Here is a 7,733-nt window from a genome sequence, read left to right as displayed (position 1 = left end):
GCCGCCAGAAGGGCGTCCAGGTTTGTCTTCACACACTGACCAACGGGCGCCCTTCGCCATCGTCGCGACCAGCACCGACATCGGACTCATTCATCTAGGCTCGGGAGCATGACACGCAACGTGGTGATCAGCGGTGGCGGTACCGGGATCGGACTGGCCACCGCACGGATGTTCGCGGCGGGAGGGGACCAGGTCCTGCTGCTCGGGCGGCGGGAGGAGGTCCTGCGCAAGGCGGCGGTGCCCGGGGCACTCGTCTGCGCCGCCGACCTCGGCGACGTGGACGGCGTACGGCGGGTGGCCCGCTTCGTGGCCGACGAGATGGGCGCCGTGGACGTGCTCGTGCACAGCGCGGGCGGCACCGGGCTGCTCGAACCGGCGGTGGAGCGCGACGATCCGCTCGACCGGGTCGCCGACCAGTGGGCGGTCAACTTCCGGCTCAACACACTGACCGCCGTACTGCTCACCGAAGCGCTCCGGCACCGGCTCGCCGAGCCCGGCGGACGCGTGCTGTTCCTCAGCTCCATCGCCGCCTACCGGGGCTCGGGCACCGGCGCCTACGCCGCCTCCAAGGCCGCCCTGCACCCCTACGCCCACGATCTGGCCCGGCAGTTGGGGCCGCACGGCATCACGGTCAACGTCGTCGCGCCCGGCTACATCGAGGACACCGAGTTCTTCGGCGACGCGATGGACGAGCCCCGCCGCGCGCAGCTGGTCGCCGAGACCTCCACGGGCCGCCCCGGCACCCCCGGCGACGTCGCCGCCACCCTGCACTGGCTGGCCTCCCCGGCCGCCGCCCACGTCACCTCGCAGATCATCCAGGTCAACGGAGGCGCGGAACGCGGCCGCTGAGCCACCGGCGGACGAACCGTCAGCCGCGGCCCGTACGGGACTTGTCCAGGGAGGGCAGGGAGGGCGGGGCGGGCCGCACCGCCCCGCCGCCCACCGCGCCCCTGCCGCCCGCCCGGCCCCGCGGCGGCTCCGCCTCGGCCGTGTTGACGCGGGGCAGCGCGTAGGGGTGTTCCTCGCACAGCCAGCGGAGCATCTCCTCGCGCACCGCGACCCGCACCGTCCAGATGTCGTCGGAGTCCTTCGCGGTCATCAGCGCCCGCACCAGGATGGTGTTCGGGGTCGTGTCGGTGATCTGCAGGTTGTAGGCGCGGCCGTCCCAGGCCGGGCAGGCGCGCAGGATGTCGCGCAGCTTCTCGCGCATCGCCTCCAGCGGCGCCGAGTGGTCGAGGTGCCAGAAGACGGTGCCGGTCATCTGCGGGGTGCCGCGCGACCAGTTCTCGAACGGGTTGGACGTGAAGTGCGAGACCGGCATGGTGATCCGGCGCTCGTCCCAGGTCCGCACGGTCAGGAAGGTCAGGGTGATCTCCTCGACCGTGCCCCACTCGCCGTTCACGACGACGGTGTCGCCGATGCGCACCATGTCGCCGAAGGCGATCTGCAGCCCGGCGAACATGTTGGACAGGGTGGACTGCGCGGCGACACCGGCGACGATGCCGAGGATGCCGGCCGAGGCCAGCAGCGAGGCACCGGCCGCGCGCATCGCCGGGAAGGTCAGCAGCATCGACGCTGCGGCCACCACGATGACGATCGCGGTGACAACACGCATGATCAGCTCGACCTGGGTGCGCACCCGCCGTACCCGGGCGGGGTCCCGGTGCGCGCGTGCGCTGGCGTAGCGCGCGTACGAGGTCTCGACGACGGCCGCCGCGATGCGCACGGCGAGCCAGGCCGCGGACCCGATCAGCACCAGGGTCAGCGCCCGGCCGATGCCGTCCCGGTGCTCGTCGAGGATTTCGGCCCGGTCGTAGGAGCCTCTGAGCAGGGCGGAGCACAGGACGAGTTGGTAGGGCACGCGGGCGCGGCGCAGCAGGCCCCACAGCGGCGTCTCGTGGTGCCGTCCGTCGGCCTTGCGCAGCAGCAGGTCGGTGGCCCAGCCGATGACCAGGGTGAGGACGACCGAGCCGCCGATCACGATGAGCGGGCGGAGTGCGTTCTCCATGCCTGCGAACGTAACCGGCGGTGGCCGGACACGAACATGTGTCTTGCGGCGGTTCCTGGGTAGGGCCGGGTCCGTGTGGCGAGGCCCACGCAGGACGTTCACATCCGGGGCGTCCACGCGCGGACGCCCGCGTCCCGGGCGGGCCCGGGCACCGGGTCCGTGCAGGGGTGCACGGGCGCGCGTATCCGGGCGGGTGCGCGCGGGCGTTGTCGTACCCGGCTGGCACCATGGCCTCATGAACATCATGCTCTTCCATTCGACCCATGGCCTCAGACCCGCGGTGCGGCAGGCCGCGGACCGGCTGCGGGCCGCCGGGCACGAGGTGTGGACGCCCGATCTCTTCGAGGGCCGTACGTTCGACTCGGTCGAGGACGGCATGGCGTTCAAGGACGAGATCGGCAAGGACGAGCTGCTCAGGCGGGCCGTGCTGGCGGCGGCCCCCTACTCGGAGCGCGGCCTGGTCTACGCCGGGTTCTCGCTCGGCGCCTCCATCGCCCAGACCCTCGCCCTCGGCGACGACAAGGCGCGCGGCCTGCTGCTCCTGCACGGCACGTCCGACATCGCCCCGGGTGTCCAGGCCGACGGGCTGCCGGTCCAACTGCACGTGGCCGAACCCGATCCGTTCGAGACGGACGACTGGCTGAGCGCCTGGTACCTGCAGATGGGCCGCACCGGCGCCGACGTGGAGATCTACCGGTACGCCGGGGCCGGCCACCTCTACACCGACCCCGACCTGCCGGACCACGACGCCCAGGCCGCCGAGGCCACCTGGCGGGTGGCGCTCGGCTTCCTCGACAGCCTCGGGTGAGTCCCGCGCCGTGACGGCCGACGTCTAGACGGGGTCGTAGGTCCGTTCGATCCGCTGCGTGCCGCTGCGCGTGCGGTACGAACGCGCCCAGGCCGAGGTGGCGTTCGCGCTCGTGCGGTCGGAGACGACGTAGTAGTCCATCTGCGCGCGCTCGGCGGTGATGTCCAGGACGCCGTAGCCGTGGCGGTCGGTGTCGACCCAGTGGACGTGCCGGTTGGCGGCCCGGATCACCGGCGCGGCGACCGCGGAGACGGTGCCCTCGGGGACCTTGACCATGTCGTCGAGGTTGTCCGAGGTCAGCGAGGTGACCACGAACTCGGTGGCGGCCGAGGGCGACAGCGGGTACGTCCCGGCGTCCACCGGTACGTCGTTCGCCCACGCCATGTGGATGTCCCCGGTCAGGAAGACGGTGTTGCGCACGGCGTGGGCGCGCAGGTGGCCCAGCAGTTCGCGGCGGTCGTCGGTGTAGCCGTCCCACTGGTCGGTGTTGACGGCCAGGCCCTCCTGCGGCAGGCCCAGGAGCTTCGCCAGCGGCTTCAGCAGGTCGGCGGAGAGCGAGCCGACGACGAAGGGGGAGATCATCACCGAGTTGCCGACCAGCCGCCAGGTGGTGTCGGACGCGGCCAGGCCCGCCTTGAGCCAGTCCAGTTGGGCGCGGCCGGTGATCGTACGGTCCGGGTCGTCGACCGAGCCGCTGCCGGTGGACGCCTGCTGGGAGCGGAAGGAGCGCAGGTCCAGCAGGGACAGGTCGGCGAGCCGGCCGAAGCGCAGCCGGCGGTAGGTGGTGCCCGCGACGGCCGGGCGCACCGGCATCCACTCGAAGTAGGCCTGCTTGGCCGCGGCCTGGCGGTCGCTCCAGGCGCCCTCGGCCCCCTCGGTGTGGTTGACCGCGCCGCCGGACCAGGCGTTGTCGGCGAACTCGTGGTCGTCCCAGATCGCGATGACGGGCGCCTTGTGGTGCAGCGCCTGGAGATCGGGGTCGGTCTTGTACCGGGCGTGCCGGGCGCGGTAGTCGGCGAGGGTGATGATCTCGTGCGCCGGTTCGTGCGGGCGTACGACCGTGCCCCGGGCCGCGTACTCGCCCGACCCGTACTCGTAGATGTAGTCGCCGAGGTGCAGCCAGGCGTCGAGGTCGCCGCGGTCGGCGAGGTGGCGGTAGGCCGCGAAGCGGCCGGCCTCCCAGTTGGCGCAGGAGACCACGCCGAAGCGCAGTGAGGAGACGGCGGCGTCGTGGGCGGGCGCGGTCCGGGTGCGGGCCACCGGGGAGTCGGTGCCGCCGGCCGAGAAGCGGAACCAGTAGTCGGTGGCCGGCCGCAGGCCCCGGATGTCGGCCTTGACGGTGTGGTCGCAGGCGGCGGTCGCGGTGGTGGAGCCCCGGGCGACGACGGCGCTGAACGCCTTGTCGAGGGCCACCACCCAGCTCACCTCGGTGTCGGGCCCCTCCCCGGAGCCCGGTACGGCCTCGGGGACCGGGGTCACCCTGGTCCACAGCAGGATGCCGTCGGGCAGCGGGTCGCCGGAGGCCACGCCGTGCAGGAAGGCGGGCGCCGCGGTGGCGGCGCGCGCCGGCAGCGCGGCGGCGAGCGGCGCGGCCAGGACGGCGGTGGCCGCGGCGGCCTTGACGACCGTGCGGCGGCGGGGTGCGAGCGGGGGGCCGTCGGGGCGCGGTGGCGCCGGGACGGGGGCGGACGATCTGTGTCGGCTGGTCACGGCCGATCAGATTACTGGCGAGTACACGCGGGGAGCGGGCGAACCGGCAAAAGTTCGCCCGCTCTTCGGCAGGGGTTGGCGTGAACCGGCCCGGCCGGCGCGGATCGAGGGGAGCCGCGCGGATCCGGGCCGCCCGGATCAGCCCTTCAGCGCGGCGCCGATCACCGAGGTGAAGTCCTGCACGGTCATGGGCGCGTTGTCCGAGCCGGGCGAGGTGAGCTTCTTGCCGTCCATGACCAGGCTCGGGGTGCCGGACACCTTGTCCTTGTTGTCGTCGAAGGTCTTCGACATCGCCATGGCCCAGGGGTCGTACGTGCCGTTCTTCACCGCCGTCTGGAACTTGGCGTTGCCCTTGAGCGCCGAGACGGTGTCCGCGATCTTCAGCAGGTAGCTGTCGTCCTTGAACTTGTCGTCGTTCTCGTCCGGGTGCCACTTGGCGGAGTAGAGCGCGGTCTTGTACTCCAGGAACGCCTCCGGGCTGACGTTGAGCGCGGCGCCCAGGGCGCTCAGCGCGTTCTTGGAGCCCTCGCCCTGGTCGTGGTCGTCGAGGAAGGTGCCGGAGATGAACTGCATCTTGAACTTGCCGTCGTCGAGGTCCTTCTTCAGGGTCGAGCCGACGGTCTGCTCGAACTGGGCGCAGACCGGGCAGCGCGGGTCCTCGTAGACCTTGAGGGTCTTGGCGGCGGTGGACTTGCCGAGGATCACGGTCGTGCCGTCGGTGCCCGAGGTGTTGGCCGGCGCGACGACCTTGTCGTCCTTCACCGCGTCCCAGTGGCCGGGCTTGTTGGCCTGGACGACGGCGTAGCCGATGCCGCCGGCCGCCGCCAGCACGACGACGACGGAGGCGGCGACGGTGATCTGCCGCTTGGCCTTGGCGCGCTTGGCCTCGCGCTCGCGCTCTGCGCGCAGCCGCTCCCGGGCCGCCGTCTTCGCCGACTGGCTGTTCCGCTTGCTCATGGTGGTGTTCTCCTGTGGGACGCGCAGCTTCGTGCGCGGGATGCGTATGACGTGGTGGGGGACCGGGCGGCCCGGACCGGCCGTCGCCGCTCAGCCCAGGGCGAGGGCGGGGGCGGGGCGGTGGGCCGGGGCGGTCGGGCGCGGTGGTCCGCGTCGTCCCAGGGAGTGCACGAGCAGGCGGGTGCGCAGGGCGGTGCGGTGCGGCGCGGGGCGCGTGGGCCGGTGCGCCGCGGGACCGCGGCCGACCTCGGTCACCGCGACCGCGATCAGCAGGGGCCGGAAGGTGGTGGCGGCCACCGCGCGCAGCAGCTGGGCCAGCGCCCGCTCGCCGCGGTGCAGCCAGCCGGCGGCGAGGAGTCCCACGCCGACGTGCGCGCCGAGCAGCAGCCAGGCGGTCGCCGGGTCGGCGTGGGAGAGCAGCATCGCGAGCCGGTCGGTGCCGGTGCCGGTCATCCGGGCCAGCGGGGTGCCGACGTGCGTGCCGTTGCCGCACAGGACGTCCCAGCCGACCGAGCGCAGCGGGCCGGCGAGCGGGCCGCCTGCTGCGCCGTAGCAGACGTGCTGGCCGGTGGTGAAGACGGTGTCGGCCGCCAGCTCCAGCGGGATCAGCAGGGCGGCGATCCGCCCGAAGCCGCGCTCGCGGCCGGCCAGGGCGTAGGCGAGCACGAACACGGCGCCCGCGACCGAGGCCACCGTGTTCAGCGGCAGCGGGACCCGGGACAGCAGGACGTGCGACGCGGTGCTGAGCGTCACGACCACCGCCGTGAACAGCGCCGCGCGCACGGCTCTGAGTCGGGTCCCGGATATGTCCATAGCAGAAGGAGAGTGTGGCACGTCCGCCGGTAAGGGGCTCCTAAAGGGTCCCTGTGAGCGGCCTTCCCGTCACAGACCCGGGATCCGGCCGTTGCGGAACAGGTCGACGAAGATCTGGTGGTCCCCGCGCGCGCGTGCCCCGTAGGCGTGCGCGAAGTCGACGAGGAGCGGGGCGAAGCCCTCCTCGTCGGCGGCGATCGCCGCGTCGATCGCCCGCTCGGTGGAGAACGGCACCAGGGACTCGCCGGACTGGTCGTCGGCCGCCGCGTGCATGGTGGCCGTGGCCCGGCCGAGGTCGGCGACGACCTGCGCGATCTCCTCCGGGTCGTCGATGTCGTCCCAGTCCAGGTCGACGGCGTACGGCGAGACCTCCGCCACCAGCTGGCCCGCGCCGTCCAGCTCGGTCCAGCCCAGCCACGGGTCGGCGTGCGCCTGCAGGGCGCGCTGGGAGATCACCGTGCGGTGGCCCTCGTGCTGGAAGTAGTCCCGGATCGCCCGGTCCGTGACGTGCCGCGAGACGGCCGGGGTCTGGGCCTGCTTGATGTAGATCACGACGTCGTTCTCCAGGGCGTCGCTGTTGCCCTCCAGCAGGATGTTGTAGGAGGGCAGTCCGGCCGAGCCGATCCCGATGCCCCGGCGGCCCACGACGTCCTTCACCCGGTAGGAGTCCGGGCGGGCCAGCGACGACTCCGGGAGCGTCTCCAGGTAGCCGTCGAAGGCGGCGAGCACCTTGTAGCGGGTGGCGGCGTCCAGCTCGATGGAGCCGCCGCCGGGCGCGAAGCGGCGCTCGAAGTCGCGGATCTCGGTCATCGACTCCAGCAGGGAGAACCGGGTGAGCGAGCGGGCGTCGCGCAGCGCGTCCAGCAGCGGGCCCTCGGCGGTGTCCAGGGTGAAGGGCGGCACCTCGTCGCTCTTGGCGCCGGTGGCCAGGGCGTGGATCCGCTCGCGGTAGGCGCTCGCGTAGACGGTGACCAGTTCCGTGATCTGCCGGTCGCTGAGCGCCTTCGCGTACCCCACCAGGGCGATGGAGGCGGCGAAGCGCTTGACGTCCCAGGTGAAGGGGCCGACGTAGGCCTCGTCGAAGTCGTTGACGTTGAAGACCAGACGGCCGTTCGAATCCATGTAGGTGCCGAAGTTCTCCGCGTGCAGGTCACCGTGGATCCACACGCGCGAGGTGCGCTCGTCCAGGTAGGGGCCGCCGGCCGTCCGCGCGCCGTCCGGCCCCGCCTTCCCCCGGGCCAGGTCGTGGTAGAAGAGGCACGCCGTGCCCCGGTAGAACGCGAAGGCGGAGGACGCCATCTTCCGGAACTTCACGCGGAACGCGGCCGGGTCGGCCGCCAGCAGCTCGCCGAAGGCGGTGTCGAAGACGGAGAGGATCTCCTCGCCGCGCTGCTCGTCGCTGAGCTGGGGGACCGACATCGCGGGGTGCCTCCTGGT

7 protein-coding genes are annotated in these 7,733 nt (G+C 72.6%); 2 read left to right on the top strand and 5 right to left on the bottom strand.

Annotation, left to right across the window (positions count from 1 at the left end; all coding sequences use genetic code 11):
- Positions 1 to 108 precede the first annotated feature (108 nt).
- Entirely contained in the window at positions 109 to 849 is a 741-nt protein-coding gene (locus tag IG64_RS34420; protein ID WP_037863665.1) for an SDR family NAD(P)-dependent oxidoreductase, read from the top strand.
- 19 nt (positions 850 to 868) lie between these two features.
- Here IG64_RS34420 and IG64_RS34415 read toward each other — a convergent pair whose 3' ends face one another.
- Positions 869 to 2,008 (bottom strand): mechanosensitive ion channel family protein, encoded by a 1,140-nt coding sequence (locus IG64_RS34415; protein WP_037863663.1) that lies wholly within the window; start codon positions 2,006 to 2,008, stop codon positions 869 to 871.
- A gap of 235 nt (positions 2,009 to 2,243) precedes the next feature.
- Between IG64_RS34415 and IG64_RS34410 the strand changes: the two genes are divergently transcribed.
- Positions 2,244 to 2,816: a dienelactone hydrolase family protein gene (locus IG64_RS34410; protein ID WP_037863662.1), complete on the top strand. Its 573-nt coding sequence runs from the start codon at positions 2,244 to 2,246 to the stop codon at positions 2,814 to 2,816.
- Positions 2,817 to 2,840: 24 nt separating this feature from the next.
- Here the strand turns inward: IG64_RS34410 and IG64_RS34405 are convergent, their stop codons facing one another.
- From IG64_RS34405 to IG64_RS34390, 4 genes are all read right to left on the bottom strand, one after another.
- Positions 2,841 to 4,526 carry an alkaline phosphatase D family protein gene (locus tag IG64_RS34405; RefSeq protein ID WP_037863661.1) on the bottom strand — a complete coding sequence of 562 codons (1,686 nt, stop codon included), beginning with the start codon at positions 4,524 to 4,526 and terminating at the stop codon, positions 2,841 to 2,843.
- 138 nt (positions 4,527 to 4,664) lie between these two features.
- Positions 4,665 to 5,483, bottom strand: a complete 819-nt coding sequence (locus tag IG64_RS34400) for a thioredoxin domain-containing protein (RefSeq protein WP_037863659.1) — start codon at positions 5,481 to 5,483, stop codon at positions 4,665 to 4,667.
- A gap of 90 nt (positions 5,484 to 5,573) precedes the next feature.
- Positions 5,574 to 6,296 (bottom strand): hypothetical protein, encoded by a 723-nt coding sequence (locus tag IG64_RS34395; protein WP_037863658.1) that lies wholly within the window; start codon positions 6,294 to 6,296, stop codon positions 5,574 to 5,576.
- A gap of 69 nt (positions 6,297 to 6,365) precedes the next feature.
- Positions 6,366 to 7,715 carry a DUF2252 domain-containing protein gene (locus IG64_RS34390; RefSeq protein ID WP_037863657.1) on the bottom strand — a complete coding sequence of 450 codons (1,350 nt, stop codon included), beginning with the start codon at positions 7,713 to 7,715 and terminating at the stop codon, positions 6,366 to 6,368.
- Positions 7,716 to 7,733 lie beyond the last annotated feature (18 nt).

Origin of the sequence: Streptomyces sp. NRRL S-340, from assembly GCF_000720185.1 — a bacterium.
In the GTDB taxonomy this organism is placed as follows: domain Bacteria; phylum Actinomycetota; class Actinomycetes; order Streptomycetales; family Streptomycetaceae; genus Streptomyces.
Note: the sequence above shows the minus strand (reverse complement) of the source record. Positions and strands in the feature narration are given on the sequence as shown.

Excerpts from the sequence above, each read along its gene's own strand:
- IG64_RS34420 (WP_037863665.1), top strand. The coding sequence starts at position 109 with ATGACACGCAACGTGGTGATCAGCGGTGGCGGTACCGGGATCGGACTG.
- IG64_RS34415 (WP_037863663.1), bottom strand. The coding sequence starts at position 2,008 with ATGGAGAACGCACTCCGCCCGCTCATCGTGATCGGCGGCTCGGTCGTC.
- IG64_RS34410 (WP_037863662.1), top strand. The coding sequence starts at position 2,244 with ATGAACATCATGCTCTTCCATTCGACCCATGGCCTCAGACCCGCGGTG.
- IG64_RS34400 (WP_037863659.1), bottom strand. The coding sequence starts at position 5,483 with ATGAGCAAGCGGAACAGCCAGTCGGCGAAGACGGCGGCCCGGGAGCGG.
- IG64_RS34395 (WP_037863658.1), bottom strand. The coding sequence starts at position 6,296 with ATGGACATATCCGGGACCCGACTCAGAGCCGTGCGCGCGGCGCTGTTC.
- IG64_RS34390 (WP_037863657.1), bottom strand. The coding sequence starts at position 7,715 with ATGTCGGTCCCCCAGCTCAGCGACGAGCAGCGCGGCGAGGAGATCCTC.